Here is a 20046-nt window from a genome sequence, read left to right as displayed (position 1 = left end):
GCGTCAACCGCCGCTGCGCTTAAATCGGCGTTATGCATCGTCGAGTTCTCGCCGCCGCCGTGGCCGCCACGGCGTTTGTGATGTCTGCGGCCGCCGCCGGCGCCCAGACCCCGCCCGCCGAAACCTTCGGCGTGTGGCGCAATCCCAAGGACAACGTCCGGGTCGAGATCCGCCCGTGCGGCGACGGCGCCTGCGGCACCATCGTCTGGGCCTCGCCCAAGGCCCAGGCCAAGGCCCGCGACGCCGGCACCGCCAACCTGATCGGCACCCAGGTGTTCCGCAACCTGGAGCTGGACGACAACGGCGTCTGGCGCGGCAAGGTCTTCGTGCCCGAGCTGCGCCGCAGCTTCTCCGGCACCGCCGAGCCGGTGGACGCCGGCAAGCTCCGCGCCAAGGGCTGCGTGATCGGCGGCTTCTTCTGCAAGAGCCAGGTCTGGACGAAGATCGCCTGATCCGGGCGACGGCGCCTGCATCCAAATCCGCCTGCCACGGCCTCTAAGGTTCTGAGAGGTGGAGGCAGGGTTGTCGCAACGGACCTATGAGGCCGGCATCGTTCGCGGCCTGCTCAAGTTCGCGGTCAGCCGCGGCGCGAGCCAGGCGGCGCTCGCCGAGGCCTCCGGGATCGACCCCGCCGACCTCGAGGACCCCGACCGCCGCGTCCCCTTCGGCGACTACGTCAGGCTGATGCATGCGGCCAAGCGGCTGACCGGCGACCCGGCCCTCGCGCTGCGCTACGCCCAGCACGTGGACTTCTCCGAGATCTCGGTGGTCGGCCTGCTCGCCAACGCCTCGCGCGACATGACCGAGGCGCTCGCCCAGATGAACCGCTACGGCCGCATCGCCGTGGAGGTGGACGGCGTCGGCCCGGCCGCCGACCGCTTCGTGCTGCGGCGCGAGGCCGACGGCTCCTGGCTGATCGACCAGCGGCAGAACCCGAACCTCTTCCCCGAGCTCACCGAGACCACCTTCGGCCGCATGGCCTGGGGCCCGCGCCAGTTCGGCGTCACCGGCTTCGTTCAGGCGGTGCAGGTCACCCATCCCGACCCCGGCTATCCCGAGGTCTACCAGGAGATCTTCGGCGCGCCGGTCACGTTCGACGCGCCGCGCAATGCGCTGCGCCTCAACCCCGCCTTCGAGCACCATCCGGTGCGCGCCATGCCGGTCTATGTGTTCGGCGTGCTGTCGGAGCGGGCCCAGGCCCTGCTCAGCCGGCTGGAGACCTCCGACACCATCCGCGGCCGGGTCGAGGCCCTGCTGATGCCGGTGCTCCACCGCGGCGAGGCCAGCATGGACGCCGTCGCCGGCCACCTGGGCGTCAGCCGCCAGACCCTGTTCCGCAAGCTGAAGGCCGAAGGCGTCACCTTCGAGAAGGTGTTCGACGACCTGCGCCACCGGCTCGCGCTGCACTATCTGGCGAACCCCAAGGTCTCGGTGAACGAGACCGCCTACCTCGTGGGCTTCTCCGAACCGGCCGCCTTCTCGCGGGCCTTCAAGCGCTGGACGGGCGCGAGCCCCAGCGAGTTCCGCGCCCGCAAGCCCGACGCCGCCTAGGGCCCCTTCGCCGCCGCCCGCACCGCCTCGACGAAGGCCGTGCGCGCCAGCGCCAGGTCCTGGCCGGTGGCCCGGGGCCAGGCGGAGTTGAGCACGATGATCAGCCCGTCCTCCCGGAACGTGACGATCGCCTGGCCGAAGATGCCGGAGGCGTCGTAGCTGCCGTTGTCGCGCATCCACCAGAAGTAGCCATAGCCGCGCTGCGGCGCCCGTTGGTAATCTGCGGCGTGGTCGCCTGGCCGACCCACCAGTCGGGTAGCACCTGCCTGCCGCCGGCGTTGCCGCCGTCGAGGATGAACTGGCCGACCCGACCGTAGTCGCGCAGCGTCATGGATATGCAGCAGCCGCCGCGCTCGTGACCGCCCAGGTCGGTGGCCCAGATCGCGTCGCGCTCCATGCCGTAGGGCTTCCAGAGCTTCTCCGAGGCATATTCCGAGATCGGCTTGCCGACCGCGTTGGAGACCAGCACGCCCACCAGGTCGGTCTCGCCGGTGTTGTAGGTGAACATGGTCCCGGGCTCGTGGGCCCGGGGCAGCTTGCGCATGTAGCTGACCAACGGGTTCACGCCCGGCTCCGGCATCGTCGCGCCGGCGCGCGCCACGTCGGAGTTCGGGTCCGTGTAGTCCTCGTTCCAGCGGACTCCGGAGCTCATCATCAGGAGCTGGCGGACGGTGACCCCGTCGTAGCCGGAGCCCTTCAGCTCGGGGATGTAGTCGGTGACCGGCGCATGGATCGACTTGATCTTGCCGTCCTGGATCGCCGCGCCGACCAGGGTCGAGGTCACCGACTTGGCCACCGAGAACGAGGTCCAGCGGTCCTCCGGCTTGCGGCCGAGGCCATAGCGCTCCAGCAGGATCTTGCCGTCCTTCAGCACCAGCACGCCGGACACGTTGTAGGCGTCCATGTAGCTCTCGACCGTCCACGCCTTGCCCGCGTGCGTCCAGGTGGGCGCGATCGTCGTCGCCGCCTTTGGCAGCGGATGGACACGGTCGCCGCGCGCGATGGTGCGCACCCGGTAGACGCTCTCGATCGCCGGATACCAGTCGCGCTGCTGCTGCGGCGTCCACGTCAGGATCGACGGCAACCCCGGCTTCAGCGGCGACTGGGCCTGGGCCCCGGTGGCGGCCAGCACGCCCACGGCGGCGGCGATCAGGACCTTGCGCATGGATTTCCCCCTCGTTGTTGCGGGGGACTGTAGCGGGTGGAGCGCATGGCCTCCAATCCCTCCCCTTCAGGGGAGGGCGGACGGCGCGCCGCGCCGCCGGGTGGGGAGTCACGTTCAGGCGCGGCGGCGGCCGGAAAGGCGCCTCACCGGCTCGAGCGGGGTCTGGTCGTCACCTCCCCACCCTGGCCGCCGGCGTGGCTTGTCCCTCCCCTGAAGGGGAGGGATGGTCGCTCACGCCGCCAACCGCCACACGTCCTTCACCAGCGGCTTGGCCGCGGCGCGTTCGGCCAGGAGCGCCTGCTCCAGGCTGACGTCGCCGCTCTTCCCCCGCCGCCGCGATCAGCGTCAGGTCGATCAGGTCGCGCTGGGCGTGGCTGCCGCCGAAGCGGGCGGAGCGGTTCCGCACCGTCCGGAGCAGGTCCACCGTCCGGGCGTAGTCGCCGCGCCCGTAGGCATAGACCGCCTGCATGACCGGCAGACCCACCTCGGCGGTGAAGCCGGCGTTGTCGCCCGGGCCCTCGATCACCTGGGCCTGCAGGCCGATCAGCGCCTCCGCCTCGGCCATCCGTCCGGCGCCCACCAGCGCCAGCATGGCGTGGGTGTCGTCGAAGGCGTAGAGCCCGCGCGGCTGGGTGGCGTAGAGGTCGGCGAGCGCGTGCCAGCGCCCGCCGGTGTCCAGCCCGCGCAGGTGCAGCCGCCAGAGCAGGGCGGCGGCGTCGACCATGTCGAAGGCCGCGTCCGACCGGGGCCCGAACACCGGGCCGTCCAGCAGGTCGTAGACCTCGTTGATCTCGCCCAGCCCCAGGTGGAAGAGCGCCAGGTGCCACCAGTTGTGGATGGCGAAGAAGCTCTCGTGCGCCCAGGGCGCGCCGTCCTGCAGCATCCAGGCGACGCCCTCGCGCCGGCGGTCCTGCATCTCCAGAACGTGGGCGACCGCGTGCTGCGCCCAGTTGTTGCGCGGCTCCAGGTCGATGGCCTCGCGCCCGGCGGACTCGGCGCGGTCGTAGTGGCCGCACTCCTCCAGCCCGAACGCCAGCATGCCGAGCACGGCATGGTAGTCCGGCATCCCGCTGGACCAGGCCGGCAGCGCCCGGCCGATCCGGTCGCGCAGCATGCGGCTGTCCCCCAGCAGGAAGTCGAGCGTCTGACCGGCCTGCAGGGCCAGCACATCCGTCGGATAGGCGATGGCGACGTCCTCCATCACCCGCGCCGCCCCGCGGATCTCGCCCGCCAGATAGCGGTCGAGCGCCGCCAGGTGGCCCGCCTCCCGGTGGTTGGCGGCGAGCCCCTTCGCCGCCTGGAAGGCGGCCGCGCCCTCCATCGCCATCTGCACATTGCCGCCCAGCAGGTTCATCCAGGCCTTCAGCACATGGGCCATGACGAAGCCCGGGCTGTCCTCGATCGCCGCCGCCACGAACCCCGGCGCGTCGCCCGCATAGCAGTGGTATGCGTGCAACGCCGCGCGGTAATTCTCCGCGGCGGCCGGACTGGCGCCTGACAGGCTGAGCCCGTGATGGTCTTTGACTGACATCGTTCTTCTCCTCGGTGGGGCGGGGAGGGGTAAATCGTTCCAGCCATTGGCTCTAGCGGCTGCGCGGTCGGTTCGCCGAACGGTGAAATTCGGTCGTCTTTTTCAGTATGCTGGCGCCGATCGAGACAAGGAGGCCGCCCCATGGCCGGCCGGGAAACAGTAAAAACTGTACCTGCGGTGCAGTCGGAACCGCGTTCCAAGGGCGAGCGCACGCGCGAACGCATCCTCGACCTGACCTACGACAGCGTCATCCGGAAGGGGTTCGCCTCCACCTCCATCGAGGAGATCGTGGAGGCCGCGGGCATCACCAAGAGCGGCTTCTTCTACCACTTCAAGGACAAGACCGACCTCGCCCGCCAGCTCATCGAACGCTACGCCGACGAAAACCGCAGCTTCCTCGACGACATGTCGGCCCGGGCGCGCGAGCTCTCCGACGACCCGCTGCACAGCTTCCTGATCTTCCTGAAGCTCTATGCGGAGGCCATGGCCGAGATGGCCGACACCCATCCGGGCTGCCTCGTGGCGACGGTGACCTTCCAGGACATGAGCTGGGACCACGCCACGCGCCGCATGACCGTCGACAACGTCCTCGACTGGCGCGGGCGGTTCCTCGCCTGGCTGGAGGAGATCGCCGAGGTCTATCCGCCGAAGGGCAAGGCCGAGCTGGCCGACCTGGCCGACGCCATCCTCGCCTTCACCTATGGCGGCATGACCCTGGCCAAGGCCCTGCAGGACAACAGCGCCATCGCCCGCCAGGCCCTGATGTTCCGCGAGACGGTGCGCCTGCACTTCCTGGGCTGAGATCCCGCCAAGCTTGGTTCCCAATCGCCGCAATGCGCGTTAGCCAGGGTCGATGGCCGACTTCGATTTCGACGCCGTGGTCGTGGGGGCAGGCGCCGTGGGGCTGGCCTGCGGCTACGCCCTTGCGCACCGCGGGCTGACGGTGGCGGTCCTGGAGCAGGACGCGGCCATCGGCCAGGGCGTCTCCTCCCGCAATTCCGAGGTGATCCATGGCGGGCTCTACTATCCGACCGGCTCGCTGAAGGCCCGGCTCTGCGTGCAGGGCCGCCGGCGGCTCTACGCCTTCCTCGACGCCCACCACGTGGACTACGACCGCTGCGGCAAGCTGGTGGTAGCCACCACGCCCGACGAGATCGCCCGCCTCGACGCCATCTACGACCAGGCCATGACCAACGACGTCGAGGGGATGGCCCGGCTGACCAAGGCCGAGGCCCTCGCCCTGGAGCCCGAACTCTTCTGCGAGGCGGCGCTGCTGTCGCCCGAGAGCGGGGTCTTCGACAGCCACGGCTACATGCTGGCGATGCAGGGCGAGATCGAGCAGGCCGGCGGCGCCGTCGTGCTCTCCACGCCGTTCGAGGGCGCGACCCCTCTGGACGGCGGCGGCTTCGAGGTCCGCGCCGGCGGGGCCGAGCCGACGGTGCTCACCTGCCGCTTTCTGGTGACGGCGCCGGGCCTCTCGGCCCAGGACGTGGCCGGCCAAATCGACGGCTTCCCGAAGGACCTGATCCCGAAGGCCTTCTACGGCAAGGGCATGTACTTCCGGCTGATGGGCAAGGCGCCGTTCGCCCGGCTGATCTATCCGCCGCCGATCCCCGGGGCGCTCGGCACCCACTACCGCCGCGACCTCGGCGGCCAGGCGGTGTTCGGCCCGGACCTCACCTATGTGGACGCGCCGGACTACACGGTCGATCCGGACGCCGCGCCCGGCTTCTACCGCTACATCCGCAAGTTCTGGCCGGGCCTGCCCGACGACAGCCTCTCGCCCGACTACGCCGGGGTCCGCCCGAAGATCCACGGGCCGGACGACCCGCAGGGCGACTTCCGCATCGACGGCCCGGAGGCCCACGCGATCCCCGGCCTCGTCACCCTGTTCGGCATCGAAAGCCCCGGCCTGACCTCGTCCCTCGCCATCGGCGAAACCGCCGCCGAGCGCCTGGGGCTCTGAGGCCCTCTCCCCTACCCTCTCCCTCTCGGGCTTCGCCCGGGGAGAGGAGTGGAGCTGAGAGTCAAAGCCGTCACCTCCTCTCCCCCGCGAAGCGGGGAGGGAGAGGGCAGGGTGAGGGCCTGCGGTGCGAAAAACCTTGACTTGTCGCGCCTGGTATGTTCTCGTTTCGTTCTCATGCCCGTCGATCCTGAGCACATGGCCGAAGACCGTCACACCGTGACGCTCCGCGCGCTCGCGGGGATGAGCCTCGAACTCTGCCGCGACCTGCAGCAGCGGGCGCTGAACGCCGAGAGCCCCGAGGACGCCGTCCGCCTCGCCACCGCCTTCCACCGGGTCAGCCGCGGCCTGCGCCAGACGCTCGCCCTCGAACTCAAGCTCGTCCGTTACAAGGACGAGGTGGCCGAGAAGGCCAAGGCCAAGGCCAAGGCCGACCTCGCCGAAGCCCGGGCGAAGGCCGAAGCCGAGACCCGCGAACTCGCCGTCGACCAGCGCCGGAAGGATGTCTGGGAACAGGTCGGCGACTGCTTCTGGACCGAGCACGAAGGCGCCGACTGGAACCTGCCCGACGACGGGATCGAGAGACCCGACCGCCCGCCGCCCGAAGACCCCATGTGGGACAGGCTCGAGGCCTTCCTCGACGCTGAGGAAGCCAAGCCCGACTTCCTCACCCGCGACTTCGACCTCCTGGTCATCGAAGCCTGCGACGCCATCGGCGCCGACCCCACCCTCATCTACGACATCCGAGGCAGGGACCGGGCCGAGCTCGAGCCCGCAACCGCCGACTCCAGCTAACCCCCCTCCGCTCATCCCGGCGAAAGCCGGGATCCAAGCTGACTCAGCGACCGCGCTGCGCGCGAACCACAGAACCACACAGAACCACACAGAAGGCGGGCCACCGGATGGCTTGGCGCCTCCATCACCATGCGCGCCTTCCAGGCGCGCGAGCCACGCCCGCCATCTCACCGTCCTCCGCCCGCTCAGCCCCTTCTGTGTGCTTCTGTGTGTTTCTGTGGTTCCAACCCCGGACCGCACCGAGCCCGCCGGCCAGAACCCGCGAAATCCAGTGTTCCAAACCGACTCAGCCTGGATCCCGGCTTTCGCCGGGATGAGCGGAGAAGGGGCGGATCAAGGTCGTGTCCGAGCCCGCCCGTGACGCCCAGCGTCCCCGCCCGCAGGAGGCTTTGTGCCGGGATGGAAGTTGGCCCAATCTCCCGCCAAGGGAGAGACGCCATGAAGAACCGCATCACCGATCTGCTCGGCGTGACCTATCCGATCGTCCAGGCGCCGATGGGCTGGATCGCCCGGGCCCAGCTCGCCAGCGCGGTCTCCAACGCCGGCGGACTGGGGATCATCGAGACCTCCTCCGGCCGCCTCGACGAGGTGCGCGAGGAGGTGAAGGCGATGAAGACCCTCACGGACAAGCCGTGGGGGATCAACGTCGCCCAGGCCTTCGTCCGCGACCCGGACATCGTCAGCTTCGTGGCCGACCAGGGCGTCCGGTTCGTCACCACCTCGGCCGGCGACCCGAACCGCTACTGCGAGGCGCTGAAGGCCAAGGGCCTGACGGTGTTCCACGTGGTCCCGTCCCTGGCCGCCGCGGAGAAGGCGATCGCCGCCGGCGTCGACGGCCTGGTGGTCGAGGGCGGGGAGGGCGGCGGCTTCAAGAACAGCCGCGACGTCGCCTCCATGGTGCTGCTGCCGCTGGTGGCCTCGAAGACGGATCTGCCGATCATCGCCGCGGGCGGCATCACCGACGGCCGGACCATGGCGGCGGCCTTCTGCCTGGGCGCCGAGGGCGTGCAGATGGGCACCCGCATGGTCTCCGCCGCCGAGAGCCCGGTGCACCGGAACTGGAAGGACAGGATCGTGGGCGCGAAGGAGACGGACACCGTCTTCCTCAACCGGCAGGGGCCGGGACCGGCGCTGCGGGCGCTGCGCACCGAGAAGACCAGCCGCTTCGAGCTCGAGCCGCCGGCCAACATCATGGCCGAGTTCGGCAATGCGCTGGCGCTCTACTTCGGCGGCGACATGGAGGCGTCCATCGCGCTCTGCGGCCAGGTCGCCGGCCGCATCGACAGCGTGAAGCCGGTGGCCGAGATCCTTCAGGAGACGGTGCGCGAGTTCGAGACCGTCATGGCGGAGATGAGCCGGCGCTACGTCCGCGCGGCCGAGCCCGCATGAGCGCCCGGCTCGCCGCCCTGGTCTTCGCGGCCCTGATCGCGCTGGTGGCGGCCTTCCAGCTCGCGCTCGCGCTCGGCGCGCCCTGGGGCGCCTACGCCATGGGCGGGGCCTTTCCGGGCGTCTATCCGCCGGCCATGCGGGTCGCGGCCCTGGTCCAGATCGGCGTCCTGGCGCTGATCGCCGCCGTGATCCTGGCCCGCGCCGGCGTGGCGCTGCCGCGCTGGCGCCGGGCGGCGCGCCCACTGGCCTGGGGCGTCGTCGCCTTCACCGCTCTGGGCGTGATCCTCAACCTGATCACGCCCAGCGGCGGGGAGCGCCTGGTCTGGGCGCCCGTGGCGATCGTCCTGTTCCTGGCGAGCCTGCGGGTGGCGCTGGCCCGCTGACTATCTCGGCGCGACCCGCAGCACGCGGCCGTTGTCGTTGTCGGTCGCCACATAGAGCGCGCCGTCCGGACCCACGACCACGTCGCGGATGCGCTCGTTCTGGTCGGTCAGCAGCCGCTCCTCGCCGACCACCTTGTCGCCGTCGACCACCAGCCGGACCAGGGACTTGGTCCCCAGGCCGCCGACGAACACGTTGCCCTTCCAGGCCGGGAACAGGTTCGCCTGGTAGAAGGCCATGCCGGACGGCGCGATCACCGGGTCCCAGTAGTAGGCCGGCTGCTCGGTCCCGGGCAGTTGCGTCTTGCCCTCGAGGATCGGGGCGCCCCGGTACTCGATGCCGTAGGCGGCGTGCGGCCAGCCGTAGTCCTTGCCCTTGCGGATGATGTTCAGCTCGTCGCCGCCCTTGGTGCCGTGCTCGATCTCCCAGAGCTCGCCGGTCGCGGGATTGAGGGCCGCCGACTGGCTGTTGCGGATGCCGCTGGCGTAGATTTCCGGCAGCGCGCCCTGCCGGCCGACGAAGGGATTGTCCTTCGGGATCGAGCCGTCGGCATTGATCCGGATGATCTTGCCGAGCGCCTTGTCGAGGTTCCGCGCCTCCATCCGGCCGCTGACCACCGAGCGCTCGCCGGTCGTCACATAGAGCGTCCCGTCCCGCGCGAACACCAGCCGGGAGCCGTAGTGCATCGTCGATTCCCACGACGGGGTCTGCCGCCAGATCACCTGCACGGCCTCCAGCTTCGGCTGCCCGCCCTGGGCGACGAGCCGGCCGCGGGCGACGGCGGTGTTGGTCTTCCCGTCGGCCTGACCCTCGGCGTAGCTCCAGTAGATCAGGCCGTTCCTCGCGTAGTCGGGATCGATCGCGAGGCCCAGCAGCCCGCCCTGGCCGCGGGTGTCGATGGTCGGCAGGCCGGCCACCGGCTCGGACAGCTTGCCGTCCTTGAAGACCCGCAGCCGGCCCGGCTTCTCACTGATCAGCAGGCCGCCGTCCGGCAGGAAGGCCAGGCCCCAGGGCTTCTGGACGCCGGTGACGTAGTCGCTGACCTGCAGGGCGACGTTCGACTTCACCTCCGGCGTCCGCGTCTGGCCGGCGAAGGCGGGCTTCTGGTCCGGCGCGTTCGGGGGCGCAGTGGCCACCGGCGCGCCGCCGGCCGGGGCGGCGGCGGGCGTCTGCGCCTGTCCGTCGGTCCCGCCGCACGCGGCGAGCAGGGCGGCGGCGGCGGCGGTCACGAAGAGCTTCGTCATCAGGGTCTCCCGGCTATGGCTTCCAGCGCCTCTGTACGTGAGGCGCCCTGCAGGTGGATCAAGGCCCAGACGGCGAAGAACAGCAGCGGCCAGCGCTGTCCCTCCCCGCCGGCGGCGAAGATGGCTTCGGCGTCGGGCCGGACGCGGCGCACGGCCTCGACCCGGCTGAGCCGCGGCGCGATGTCGGCGGCGCGCGGCGCGATCCAGGCCTCCACCGGCACGGTGAACCCCTGCTTGCGCGCCCACGGCTCGGCCGCCGGGCAGGTCCGCCCCAGCCACTTGCGCAGCAGCCACTTGCCGTAACGCCCGCGCACCTTGAAACGGTCGGCCAGCGGAAAGGCGAAGGCCGCCACCTCCGGGTCGAGGAAGGGCGTGCGGCCTTCCAGGCCATGCGCCATCAGGCAGCGGTCGAGCTTCAGCAGCAGGTCGTTGGGCAGCCAGGTGGCGACGTCGCTCCACTGGGCCTGCTGCAGCCGGGTGAGCCCCTTCGGAGCCCGGGCCGCCTCGCGCCAGCGCGCCAGCACCGCCGGGTCGCCGGGCCGCGGCTCCGCCGGCCGGCCGCCCAGCCAGGCGGGGCGGAGCGCCCGGCGATAGCGGCCGTAGCCGCCGAACAGCTCGTCGCCGCCCTCGCCGGTGAGGACGACGGACAGGGTCCCCTTGGCGGCCTCGGCCAGCTTCCAGGTGGGCAGCGTCGCGTAGTCGGCGGTCGGATCGTCCAGCGCCCAGGCGACCTCCGGCAGGATCCGCCAGAAGTCGGCTTCGCCGAAGCTGGTCTCCCGCCAGTCGAGGTTCAGGGCCGTGGCCACCTTCTCGGCCTGGGCCCGCTCGTCCTTCGCGCCGGGGGCGTCGAAGCCGCAGGTGAAGGCGGTCACCGGCCGCTCGTTGAGCCGCGCCATCAGGGTGGCGATCGCCGCCGAGTCGATGCCGCCCGAGAGGAACAGGCCGTAGGGCACGTCGGACCGCTGGTGAACCCGCACGCTGTCCTCCAGCACGGCGTCGAGCTGGGCGATGAGCTCTCCCTCCCCTTTATGGGGAGGGGCAGACGGCGCAGCCGTCGGGGTGGGGATGTGTAGGCCGGGCTCTGTGCTCATGGCGGCCCTCCCCACCCTGATCGCCTTCGGCGATCTGTCCCTCCCCATTAAGGGAGGGACGCGTTTGCTGTAGGCCACCCGCCCGTCCTTCACCTCCACGACCTCGCCGGGCGCGAGCTTGCGCACCCCCTTGAAGATCGCGGCCTCGCCCAGCGTGTAGTTGAAGCCCAGCAGTTCGGCGGCCCGCGCCTCGTCCAGCTCGGGCCTCAGCAGCCCCGCCGTGACGAACGCCCGCGGCTCGGAGGCGAAGGCGAGGCCGCCGTCGAGCTCCAGCAGGTAGAGCGGCTTGATCCCGAACGGGTCGCGCGCCAGCCAGGTCCGACCGTCGCCGCCGATCAGGCAGAGCGCGTACATGCCGCGCAGCCGGGCGAAGGCCGCCGGGCCTTCCTTCGCATAGAGGTGCAGCAGCGGCTCGAAATCCGAGCCGGTGGCGAGCTGGCCCGCGAGCTGGTGCTCCTCGGCGAGCTCCACATAGTTGTAGATCTCGCCGTTGCCGATGACCGTCGCGCCCGCCGCGTGCAGCGGCTGCCAGCCGCCCTCCAGGTCGATGATCGAGAGCCGGGCATGGGCCAGGCTGGCGCCCGGCAGGTCCTCGACCCGCACGCCGTCCGGACCGCGGTGGGTGAGGGCGGCGATCATGGCCCCGGCCGAGGCTCCGGTGCCCAGCACGCCCGCGATGCCGCACATTCAGGCGGCCCCGTAGTCGGCGAAGAGGGTCTTCCAGGCGGCGACCACGGCGGCCTCCGAGAACTCGGCCTCCACCCGCGCCAGCCCCCGCTGGGCCAGCCGGACCTTCAGCAGCGGCTCGTCCATCAGGCGGCGGACGGCGGCGGCCAGCGCCGCCGGGTCGTCGATCGGGACCAGCAGGCCATCCTCGCCGGACCGGATCAGCGCCTTCGGCCCCTGGCTCTCGGCCGCGACGACGGGAAGCCCGTGCGCCCAGCTCTGGATGACCACATTGCCGAGCGGCTCGTACCTCGAGGGGGAAGACACAGACGTCCGCCGCCCGATAGAGCGCCGAGGCGTCGCGCCGCCAGCCCAGGAACCGCACGCGCTCGGCCACGCCCAGCGCCTGGGCGAGGCTCTTCAGCTTGCCCTCCTGGGCGCCCACGCCGGCGATCCACAGCCAGGCGCCCGGCAGTTCGGTCAGCGCCTGCAGGCTGACGTCATGGGCCTTGGCCTCGTGCAGCCGACCCATGGCCAGCAGCAGGGGCGCGTCCTCCGGCGTGTCCAGGGTAGTCCGGTCGAGCGGCGCGGCCTCGTCGGGGACGGCGGCGAAGTTCGGGATGCAGCTGACCCGGCCGGCCGGCCAGCCCTGGCCGACGATCCACTCGGCGATGTCCTCGGTGTTGGCCACCAGGTGGTCGAAGCCGCGGTAGTACTTGAGATTGTAGTAGCCGCCGAGGCGGCCGATCCGCGCCCAGGGGCCCTTCGGCGTATGTCGCGCCGCCCGGTTCATCCAGGCGAGCGCCACCTTCGCGTCCTCGGCCTTCGCGAAGGCCGCGGCCTTGCGCCGGGTCAGAAGATCGAGCGGACCGCCGAACGACAGCGTCTTCACATGGACGCCCGCCGCCGTCAGCGCCGCCTCGCGCCCGGCGTTCGGCCGGATGGCGCAGGCCTGGGCGACGCCCGCGCGCTGCAACGCCGCGACCAGGTCGACGAAGTAGGTCTCGGCCCCGCCTTCGCCCGCCGTCCCCAGGAGATGAAGCACGCTCATCGGCCGCGGACCCTAGCGGCTAGACGCCGCGATCCCAAGCCGCTTGAAGCAACGAAAATCAGTGCCTATAACCCGCGCCTCTCGCGAGACCCGTGGCTGGGTAGCTCAGATGGTTAGAGCGGTGGATTCATAACCCACAGGTCGGCGGTTCGATCCCGCCCCCAGCTACCACTCGTGAAGACCGAGCGTTCTCCGAATAGTGATTTGGGTCTCATCGGCGCGCTCCCGAGCGCGTGGCGTGATGATCAGGCCTCGATGGCGAACACGGCGTCCACCTCCACCGGCGCTGACAGGGGCAAGGATGTCACGCCGACCGCCGCGCGGGCATGGCGTCCGCGATCGCCGAGGGCGAGACCGATCAGTTCCGAGGCTCCGTTCACGACCCTGGGGTGATCGCTGAAGCCGGCGTCCGCCGCCACATATCCGGTAAGCTTGAGGCAGGCGCGGATGCGCCTCAGGTCGCCGCCGAGACCCAGCTTCGCCGCCGCGAGGATGTTGACCGCGCACTGGCGCGCGGCGGCCTGGGCCGCCGCAATGTCCGTGCGGGACGGCACAGGTCCGGTGGCGGTGAGCGCGCCGTCCTTGAGGGGGAGTTGACCGGCGATGAACAGCAGGCGGCCATCGATGGCGAACGGCGCATAAGCCCCCAGCGGGGCTCCCAGGGTCGGCAGGGTGACGCCCGCGGCGGCGAGCCGGGCCTCGGGGTCCAGATCGGCCGCCCACGCTCTCGGCGGGATCGCCAGGAGGCCGAGGCTCATGGCCAGCGCGCGACGACGGTCGGTAAGGGGCATCAACGCATCCTTTGTGGGGGCGAACACCTTGATCGGCCACCGCCTGCCACCTTAGCCGCGGGCCGGGACCCGCGCTCCGGCCGGCGCGGATCGGGGCGCGGCATCGGGCCTGGAGCCTGTTCGTTGGGCGCCCAAGACAGGTACCGGGGGTTCCGTGCGCAGGCGGATGATACCGCGCCGCCCGGCTCAGGGCGCTGGCCGTCACCCGGTCCTCCGGGGTGGCGCTCTGCGGTCGGCCTAAGCCAGGATCAGCGCGTCGGGCACGCGTCCACCTGGAAGGCGACGGTCCCGAGCGGGCCGTAGTTGGCCAGGTAGGCGCCCGGCGGCAGCCAGGGGCGGGGTCCCATCCGGCCGGTCAGGACCACATCGCCCGGCGAGATCGTGCGCCCTTGCGCGACGATCTGGCGGACCACCTCCAGGAGGCCTTGCCATTGGCCGTCGAAGGAGTCCCGGCCGACGCCCGCCGCCACGGGCTGGTCGTTGTGGGTGATTGAGACCTTCAGGGCGTCGAGATCCAGATCCGGCGCGTGGCCCTTTCCGCGCACCCAGCGGGCGGCGGTGATGTTGGCGGCGATCATGTCGGCGGCGCCGTACTTGTCGGGGTCGCGGTAGGCGATATCCGGCAGATCGACCACGGGGACCACTTCGCCCACGGCCGCCTTGATCGCGTCTAGGTCGGCGGGGGCGGCGGTGAGCCGCTTGCCGAACACGAAGCCGAGTTTCAGCTCCACGATGGGCCGGCGGTAGCTGCAGAGGTCGAAGCGCTGGCCGCTTTCCGTACGGCCCGAAGCGAAGAGCACGCCGACCAGCGGGGCGGTGACGCCGCGGCCCTTCATCGACGCCTGGGACATGAGCCCGCCGCGGTAGCCGGCCACCCGGTCGCCGGCCGCGCGCCGCCGCGCGATCAGCCCGTCCTGCAGGCGGTAGGCGTCGGCGAGGGTGACGTCGGGCCGGGTGTCGGTGATCGGGGCGAAGGGCGTCGCCGCGGCCTCGGCGGCCACATAGGCATCGAGGTAGGGATCGGCGGGCGGCGGTCCCGCCGTGGCGCAGGCGGAAAGGCCGAACGCCGCGGCTAGGGCCGGGAACAGGACCCGGCTCACGTCGGGATGATCCAGGGGATCAGGTACTGCTGGGCCATGACAATCAGGCCAAGCAGGAAGGCCAGGAAGATGCTGTGCTTGAAGGTGATGGCCAGCACCTCGCCCTCGCGGCCCTTCAGCTCGGTGGTGGCGGTGCCAGTGACAATGTTCTGCGGCGAGATCATCTTGCCTAGCACACCGCCCGAGGCGTTGGTCGCCGCCATGAGAACGGGGCTGAGGCCCAGCTCACGCGCGGCCACGACCTGAAGGTTGCCGAAGAGCGCGTTGCCGGAGGTGTCGCTGCCCGAGAGGAACACGGCCAGCCAGCCCAGGAAGGCCGAGAGCAGCGGGAAGAGGAAGCCGGCCGAAGCCACGCCGACGCCCAGGGTGTAGGCCATTCCCGAGTAGTTCATCAGGTAGGCCAGGCCGACGATGATCATGGTGGTGATCAGCGGCAGGCGGATCTGCTTCAGCGTTCCGGCGAGGGCCCTCATCAGCTGGTCCGGCGACAGGCGCACCAAGGCTGCGAAGATCAGGGTCGCGACCAGGATGGCGGTGCCGGTGGCCAGCGGCTGGAAGGTCCAGATCGCGGCGTAGGGCTTGCCGTAGGTGGTGATGAACACCGCGTTGTGCAGGCCCGGCCATTCGACCTTGATCTCGCCGATGGCGTTCACTTTGAAGTGCACCCAGACGATCACGGTGACGGACAGGATCAGCCAGGGCATCCATCCGCTCCAGCCGGCGCCGCGCCCGACGGGAAGCGCCGCAGGTGCTGCGGCAAGGGTCGCGCCGGAGCCGCCGGCGGTGTCGGCGCGGAGCGCGTATTCCGGCTGGGGGCCATCTTCCACATCTTCACGAAGAGCAGGGTGGCGCCCAGGGAGGCGAGCGATGAGAGGACGTCGGTGAGCGCGTAGCCGAGGTAGTTCGAGGAGATGAACTGCATGATCGCGAAGGAGCCGCCGGAGACCAGCAGCACCGGCCAGACGCCCTTGATCGCCTTCAGCCCGCCGTAGACGGCGATGACGTAGAAGGGCAGCAGCAGGGCGATGAACGGCAGCTGGCGACCGACCATGGCGCCCAATGTCACGTCCGAAAGCTGTGTCACTGCGCCCAGGGTGGTGATCGGGGCTCCAGCGCCCCGAAGGCCACCGGCGCGGTGTTGAACATCAGGGTGAAGACGATGGCGTCGATCGCCCGGAAGCCGAGCGCGATCAGCAGGGCGCTGGTGATGGCGATCGGCGTGCCGAAGCCGGAGATGCCTTCGAGCAGGCAGCCGAAGGAGAAGCCGATGACCACCAGGACGACGCGGCGGTCGTTGGGAAGGTGCTCGACCATCCAGGCGCGGAAGGCGTCGAACCGTCCCGAGACGACGGCGATGTTGTAGAGCAGCAGGGCGTTCAGCACGATCCACATCACCGGCCAGGCCGCGAAGGTCGCCCCGGCGGCGATGCTGCTCAGCGCCAGGCCGGCAGGCAGGCCCCAGACGGTGCAGGCGAGGATAAGGGCGACCACGAGTCCGGCGGTCGAGGCCTGCCAGGCAGGGCGCCGAAGCAGCCCGAGCAGCACCAGAACGACGGCGATCGGCACCGACGCCACCAGGAACGACGCCGCGAGGTTGCCGGCGACCGGCGTGACCAGCTGATGGAACATGCTCCCCCGTATCCGCCGACTGCGCCGGCTCTGCTTGCCCACGTGGATATCCGAAGGGGCCAGGATATTCAACTGGTCAAAACTTCTTGCCGAACTCTAGTTGATGGCGTCTCAAGGTCTTCTCCAAAGCGTTGGGGCTTCCTGCTCTGGGTCCCAAACGTCGCATCGCCCATATGGTCGATGTGGCTACAGAAAATCGCCATTGTGCATCATGGCAAAAAATAATAGCCAGAAGACGGCGAGCGCCAAACGGCGTCATTTGGGGGGAGCGTGATGGCGAGCTCAACGAGCCGAGAAGAAGCCGTGCAGGCCGGCTGTTCATGCGGCGCGGTCAGCGTCTCCAGCGCGGCGGCGCGCGGTGCGCGCGGCCGCGACGAGCGGCTGACCCCCGCCATCCGGGGCGCGGGCCGCTGGCTGGCCGAAGGCCCCCGTCTGTCCGTCGCCGCCTGAGCATGTTGTTTCCCGGAGCTTACGCATGATCCCCTCCGCCCTGGCCTGGAGCGACGCCAGAGCGCGCGACCTGCTACGGCGGATGTTCGACGCCGCCGTGGGCGCGGCGGATCCGGCCAGGATTCTCGCCGGCCATCTGCCGCCGCCGCCGAAAGGCCGCTGCGTGGTGGTCGGCGCCGGCAAGGCGGCCGGCGCCATGGCCGCAGCCGTCGACGCCGCGTGGCCGGAGGTCGATCTCGAAGGCGCCGTCGTCGCGCCCTACGGCTATGGCCGCCCCGCCCCGCGCATCCGCGTGCTGGAGGCCGCACACCCCGTCCCCGACGCCAACAGCGAGATGGCGGCGCGCGAGATGATGCGCCTAGTCCAGGGCCTGACGTCCGACGATCTGGTGCTGTCGCTGATCTCCGGCGGCGGCTCGGCGGTCATGGCCCTGCCGGCCGATGGTCTGACGCTGGCCGACAAGCAGGCGGTGAACCGGGCGCTGCTCGCCTCCGGCCTCGACATCCGCACGATGAACGCCATCCGCCGCCGGCTGTCCGCGATCAAGGGCGGCAAGCTGGCCGCCGCCGCGTCGCCGGCGCGTGTCGTGACGCTGTGCATCAGCGACATCCCCGGCGACGACGTCTCCGCCATCGCCTCGGGGCCGACCATCCCGGACCCGGAGGCCGGCCGTGACCTCAGCGAATTCGCCGACCTGCTGAAGGACCGTCTGCCGGCCGCCGCCTACGAGCGGCTGCGCGCGCCGGCCGTCCCCGCGCCGCCGTCGCCGGCGGTGGACGTCCGCCTGCTGGCCACGCCCGGCGGCTGCCTGGAGGCGGCGGCGGCCGTGGCCCGGGCCGAGGGCATCGAGGTGGAGATCCTGGGCGACGACCTCGAAGGCGAGAGCCGCGCGCTCGGCGTCCTGATGGCCGCCTGCGCGCGCAGGCCAGTGTCCCGGCCGCAGGTCCTGCTCTCCGGCGGCGAGACCACCGTGACGCTGGCCGGCAAGAAGGCTGGGCGGGGCGGCCGCAACACGGAGTTCGCGCTCTCCCTCGCCCTGGCCCTGCAGGGCTCGGCCGGCGTCTGGGCGCTGGCGGCCGACACCGACGGCGAGGACGGCGCGAGCGGCGGCTCCGCCGGCGCGGTGATCGCCCCGGACACGCTCGCGAGGGCCAAGGCCGCGGGGCTGAGCGGCGGCGTCCATCTCGAGGGCCACGACAGCGGCGGCTTCTTCGCCGCCCTCGACGACCTGCTGGTCACCGGCCCGACCTGCACCAATGTGAACGACTTCCGGGCGATCCTCGTGACGCCCAGGGACGTCTGAGGTGGGCGTCCCGCTCGCCTGGTCCCGCCGGCCCAACCCGGTCTTCGGCGACGAATACGCCGAACTGCGCGAGGTGCTGAAGGCCGCCCGCGTGGCCGCGGGGCTCAGCCACCGCTCCCTGGCCCGCCGGATCGGCAAGCATGCCTCGCACATCTCCAAGATCGAGTCGGGCCAACGCCGGGTCGACGTGCTGGACCTCTACCGGATCGCCAAGGCCGTCGAGGTCGCGCCCGAAGCTCTCTTCCGGCAGATCGCCGGCCGATCTGATGCGATCTCCGAGAGCGGGGCCGAAGCGTGATCCGCGACCGGCGCACCCGCATCGTTGCGACCCTGGGCCCGGCGTCGTCATCTCTGGAGCGCGTGCGAGCGCTGATCGTCGCGGGCGTCGACGTCGTCAGGGTGAACTTCAGTCACGGTGAGCACGCGGCGCACGCCGACGCGATCCGCACCGTGCGCCAGGCTGAGGCCGAGCTGGGCCGGCCCGTGGCCGTGCTGGCCGATCTCCAGGGGCCGAAGCTCCGACTTGGCCGGTTCGCCGAGGGCTCCATCGACCTTACGGCCGGCGCTAGCTTCCGCGTCGATCTCGACGCCGCGCCCGGCGATGCGGCGCGGGTGCAGATTCCGCACCCGGAGATCTTCGCCTGCCTTCGGGATGGCGAGCCTATCCTGCTCGATGACGGGCGCGTCCGGCTGCGGGTCGTGCGCCATGGACCCGACTACGCCGATACGATCGTCGAGGCCGGCGTGAAGCTGTCCGACCGCAAGGGTGTCAACCTGCCGACGGCGACCATCCCGATCCCGGCCCTGACCGCCAAGGATCGCCGCGACCTGGCCTTCGCCCTGACGCAGGGCGTCGACTGGGTGGCGCTGTCCTTCGTCCAGACCGCGGCCGACATGGCCGAGCTGCGCAAGCTGGTGGACGGCCGCGCCGCGGTGCTCGCCAAGATCGAGAAGCCTGCCGCCCTCGACCGACTGGACGAGATCCTCGACCTCTGCCAGGGCGTCATGGTCGCCCGCGGCGATCTCGGCGTGGAGCTGAGTCCCGAGGATGTGCCGGTCGTCCAGAAGGACCTGATCCGCGCGGCCCGCGAACGCGGCATTCCGGTCATCGTCGCGACGCAGATGCTGGAATCGATGATCGCCTCGCCCAGCCCGACCCGCGCGGAGGCCACCGATGTGGCCAACGCGGTCTATGAGGGCGTCGACGCGGTCATGCTGTCGGCCGAGACTGCGGTCGGCGCCTATGCCGCCGAGGCCGTGGCGGTGATGGACCGGATCATCGCCCGGGTGGAGCGCGACCCGCGCTGGCCGGAACTGATGCGCGCCGAGCACCGTGTGGAGGAGAGCGACGCCTTGATCGTCGCCGCCGTACGGGCGGCGGAGGCCTCTTCGGCCGCCTGCATCGCCGCCTTCACGGCCACCGGCCAGACCGCGCTGCGCCTGGCGCGCGAACGGTCGCTGACCCGGATGGTGGCGCTGAGCCCGCGACTCGCCACCGCGCGGCGGCTGGCGCTGGGCTGGGGGATCGAGACCCGCGTCGTGCCGGACATCCGCGACCTGGACGCCATGCCGGACCTGGCCGTCGAGGAGGCGTTGCGGAGCGGCCTGGCCAAGCCGGGCCAGACGCTGCTGGTCGCGGCGGGCGTGCCGATGGGGTCGCCGGGCGCCGTCAACTACCTCCGCATCGTATACGCGCAGCGCCGATGACAGGACCGAATCCGTGCTGGTAAACAGAATGCGCCATCGTGGGGGTGGAGGATCGCGTTTGGGGCGTGCGGCGTCGCGGCCGATCGTCGCCAAAAAGGAAAAGCCCCTTCGGAAGAGATGTGGCTTCTACGCTGGGCGAGAGGTCGCTAGCCCCCGCTACAGCATGGCGGGCGGGCACAAACTATAACCATTGTAAGGTCTGGTAAAAACGTTTATCCAAACGTCAGACCCGGCGCGAG

General features: G+C 71.0%; 19 protein-coding genes, 1 tRNA gene and 2 pseudogenes. 12 read left to right on the top strand and 10 right to left on the bottom strand.

All coding sequences use genetic code 11. The features are described 5' to 3' along the window. Positions 1-80 precede the first annotated feature (80 nt). Complete coding sequence (locus LRS04_RS01750; protein ID WP_257814873.1) at positions 81-452, top strand: DUF2147 domain-containing protein; 372 nt, start codon at positions 81-83, stop codon at positions 450-452. A 70-nt stretch (positions 453-522) separates the two neighbouring features. Next, positions 523-1551, top strand: coding sequence for an AraC family transcriptional regulator (locus LRS04_RS01745; protein ID WP_257814872.1), 1029 nt, complete (start codon positions 523-525; stop codon positions 1549-1551). Positions 1552-1651: 100 nt separating this feature from the next. On the opposite strand, the gene LRS04_RS01740 is transcribed toward LRS04_RS01745, so the two are convergent. Both LRS04_RS01740 and LRS04_RS01735 read right to left on the bottom strand, forming a co-directional pair. Next, a complete protein-coding gene (locus tag LRS04_RS01740; RefSeq protein WP_257814871.1) occupies positions 1652-2716 on the bottom strand; it encodes a serine hydrolase in 1065 nt (354 codons plus the stop codon). 169 nt (positions 2717-2885) lie between these two features. Continuing rightward, positions 2886-4247: a tetratricopeptide repeat protein gene (locus tag LRS04_RS01735; protein WP_257814870.1), complete on the bottom strand. Its 1362-nt coding sequence runs from the start codon at positions 4245-4247 to the stop codon at positions 2886-2888. Positions 4248-4388: 141 nt separating this feature from the next. Here LRS04_RS01735 and LRS04_RS01730 point away from each other — a divergent pair, with 141 nt between their 5' ends. The 5 genes from LRS04_RS01730 (at position 4389) to LRS04_RS01710 (ending at position 8777) form a co-directional block, all read left to right on the top strand. Then, entirely contained in the window at positions 4389-5048 is a 660-nt protein-coding gene (locus LRS04_RS01730; RefSeq protein ID WP_257814869.1) for a TetR/AcrR family transcriptional regulator, read from the top strand. A 52-nt stretch (positions 5049-5100) separates the two neighbouring features. After that, on the top strand, positions 5101-6213 hold the full coding sequence (locus LRS04_RS01725) for an NAD(P)/FAD-dependent oxidoreductase (protein ID WP_257814868.1): 1113 nt from the start codon (positions 5101-5103) through the stop codon (positions 6211-6213). 195 nt (positions 6214-6408) lie between these two features. Continuing rightward, positions 6409-7005, top strand: a complete 597-nt coding sequence (locus LRS04_RS01720) for a hypothetical protein (RefSeq protein WP_257814867.1) — start codon at positions 6409-6411, stop codon at positions 7003-7005. Positions 7006-7443: 438 nt separating this feature from the next. After that, positions 7444-8394, top strand: a complete 951-nt coding sequence (locus LRS04_RS01715; protein ID WP_257814866.1) for a nitronate monooxygenase family protein — start codon at positions 7444-7446, stop codon at positions 8392-8394. Beyond that, positions 8391-8777: a hypothetical protein gene (locus tag LRS04_RS01710; protein ID WP_257814865.1), complete on the top strand. Its 387-nt coding sequence runs from the start codon at positions 8391-8393 to the stop codon at positions 8775-8777. Before LRS04_RS01715 ends, LRS04_RS01710 begins: the two co-directional genes overlap by 4 nt. Here LRS04_RS01710 and LRS04_RS01705 read toward each other — a convergent pair whose 3' ends face one another. The 4 genes and pseudogenes from LRS04_RS01705 to LRS04_RS27470 form a co-directional block, all read right to left on the bottom strand. After that, the gene (locus tag LRS04_RS01705; protein WP_257814864.1) at positions 8778-10019 is read right to left on the bottom strand and encodes a PQQ-dependent sugar dehydrogenase; all 1242 of its coding nucleotides are present in this window, start codon (positions 10017-10019) and stop codon (positions 8778-8780) included. Next, a complete protein-coding gene (asnB, locus tag LRS04_RS01700; RefSeq protein ID WP_257814863.1) occupies positions 10019-11797 on the bottom strand; it encodes an asparagine synthase (glutamine-hydrolyzing) in 1779 nt (592 codons plus the stop codon). The genes LRS04_RS01705 and asnB overlap by 1 nt, the downstream gene beginning before the upstream one ends. Beyond that, complete coding sequence (locus tag LRS04_RS01695) at positions 11798-12103, bottom strand: glycosyltransferase (protein ID WP_257814862.1); 306 nt, start codon at positions 12101-12103, stop codon at positions 11798-11800. A 55-nt stretch (positions 12104-12158) separates the two neighbouring features. Continuing rightward, positions 12159-12827: pseudogene (locus LRS04_RS27470) on the bottom strand (glycosyltransferase); the annotation flags it as partial. 94 nt (positions 12828-12921) lie between these two features. Here LRS04_RS27470 and LRS04_RS01685 point away from each other — a divergent pair. Next, positions 12922-12998 (top strand) — tRNA-Met (locus LRS04_RS01685). Positions 12999-13072: 74 nt separating this feature from the next. Here LRS04_RS01685 and LRS04_RS01680 read toward each other — a convergent pair. From LRS04_RS01680 to LRS04_RS01665, 4 genes and pseudogenes are all read right to left on the bottom strand, one after another. Beyond that, the gene (locus tag LRS04_RS01680) at positions 13073-13618 is read right to left on the bottom strand and encodes a RidA family protein (protein WP_257814860.1); all 546 of its coding nucleotides are present in this window, start codon (positions 13616-13618) and stop codon (positions 13073-13075) included. A 248-nt stretch (positions 13619-13866) separates the two neighbouring features. Further along, positions 13867-14718, bottom strand: coding sequence for a 2-keto-4-pentenoate hydratase (locus LRS04_RS01675; protein WP_257814859.1), 852 nt, complete (start codon positions 14716-14718; stop codon positions 13867-13869). Next, positions 14715-15422 (bottom strand): L-lactate permease, encoded by a 708-nt coding sequence (locus LRS04_RS01670; RefSeq protein ID WP_257814858.1) that lies wholly within the window; start codon positions 15420-15422, stop codon positions 14715-14717. The genes LRS04_RS01675 and LRS04_RS01670 overlap by 4 nt, the downstream gene beginning before the upstream one ends. Then, positions 15410-16347, bottom strand: a pseudogene (locus tag LRS04_RS01665) (L-lactate permease). The gene LRS04_RS01670 and the pseudogene LRS04_RS01665 overlap by 13 nt, the downstream one beginning before the upstream one ends. A 273-nt stretch (positions 16348-16620) precedes the next feature. Here LRS04_RS01665 and LRS04_RS01660 point away from each other — a divergent pair. From LRS04_RS01660 to pyk, 4 genes are read left to right on the top strand one after another with little or no spacing between them, the layout of a single operon-like run. After that, positions 16621-16797, top strand: coding sequence for a hypothetical protein (locus LRS04_RS01660; RefSeq protein WP_257814857.1), 177 nt, complete (start codon positions 16621-16623; stop codon positions 16795-16797). Positions 16798-16822: 25 nt separating this feature from the next. Next, positions 16823-18100 carry a glycerate kinase gene (locus LRS04_RS01655; protein ID WP_257814856.1) on the top strand — a complete coding sequence of 426 codons (1278 nt, stop codon included), beginning with the start codon at positions 16823-16825 and terminating at the stop codon, positions 18098-18100. A gap of 1 nt (position 18101) precedes the next feature. Beyond that, positions 18102-18398, top strand: coding sequence for a helix-turn-helix domain-containing protein (locus tag LRS04_RS01650; RefSeq protein ID WP_257814855.1), 297 nt, complete (start codon positions 18102-18104; stop codon positions 18396-18398). Next, complete coding sequence (gene pyk, locus LRS04_RS01645) at positions 18395-19807, top strand: pyruvate kinase (RefSeq protein ID WP_257814854.1); 1413 nt, start codon at positions 18395-18397, stop codon at positions 19805-19807. The genes LRS04_RS01650 and pyk overlap by 4 nt, the downstream gene beginning before the upstream one ends. Positions 19808-20046 lie beyond the last annotated feature (239 nt).

Source organism: Phenylobacterium sp. J367, from assembly GCF_024699985.1.
In the GTDB taxonomy this organism is placed as follows: domain Bacteria; phylum Pseudomonadota; class Alphaproteobacteria; order Caulobacterales; family Caulobacteraceae; genus Phenylobacterium.
The sequence above is the reverse complement of the archived record's forward strand: the minus strand, read 5'-3'. Positions and strand labels throughout refer to the sequence as shown.